We start from the raw sequence: 764 nt of genomic DNA, 5'->3' as shown, positions 1-764 counted from the left end.
GGGAGCTGCCGAAGGCAGGATCGATAACTGGGGTGAAGTCGTAACAAGGTAGCCGTATCGGAAGGTGCGGCTGGATCACCTCCTTTCTAAGAAAAAGAGTAAGGGTTGTTTTACTGTTTAGTTATCAAAGACCGAGTGCAATAAAGGTTTTTGGATTAACAGACTGCAAGCGTGCTTGCAAGGATGTTGAGACAAAAAGATTGTTATATGAGGGTTTGCTCTATGAGGAAGAAGCGGAGCGGATTCCGAATAGTTATAGCAAAGCATCATATTGCACGAAGGAAGATAACAGAAAATTTTGGTGGCGATGCGTCTGGGGGTAACACCCGTTCCCATCCCGAACACGATGGTTAAGACTCAGACGGCCGATGGTACTATACTGGAGACGGTATGGGAGAGTAGGTGGCCGCCAATTAAATAAGGGGGCGTAGCTCAGTTGGGAGAGCACCTGCCTTGCAAGCAGGGGGTCAAGAGTTCGAATCTCTCCGTCTCCATTTGACAGAATACTCTGTCAAAAGTCAATCGAAAAAGTGGTTGACAAACAATAAAATCTTTGATACACTTCACTGGCTTTCAAAAGTCAGGGAGCAAAGAAGATGGTACCTTGAAAACTGCATACTGTAAAAGAAATCATGGTTCAGATCTTAGATCTGAGACTATGAAGTCAGACATCCAAGCAATCAAAAGATTGCGAGTTAATTCTTAAAAGAAGATTAACAAATGCTAGAAAAGAATGTATATCAGTAACGCTATACTGAATATAT

At 42.9% G+C, this 764-nt stretch carries 1 tRNA gene and 2 rRNA genes; all 3 read left to right on the top strand.

Features of this window, described 5'->3' with window-relative positions:
* Window positions 1-86 (top strand): 16S ribosomal RNA (locus tag H8700_RS11085); the annotation flags it as partial.
* A gap of 211 nt (window positions 87-297) precedes the next feature.
* Window positions 298-415 (top strand): 5S ribosomal RNA (gene rrf / locus H8700_RS11080).
* Window positions 416-421: 6 nt separating this feature from the next.
* A tRNA-Ala gene (locus tag H8700_RS11075) sits at window positions 422-494 on the top strand.
* Window positions 495-764: the final 270 nt, after the last annotated feature.

The sequence above is a fragment of the Jutongia hominis genome, from assembly GCF_014384965.1.
Lineage (GTDB): Bacteria > Bacillota > Clostridia > Lachnospirales > Lachnospiraceae > Butyribacter > Butyribacter hominis.
This window is presented reverse-complemented; position numbering and strand designations above follow the sequence as displayed.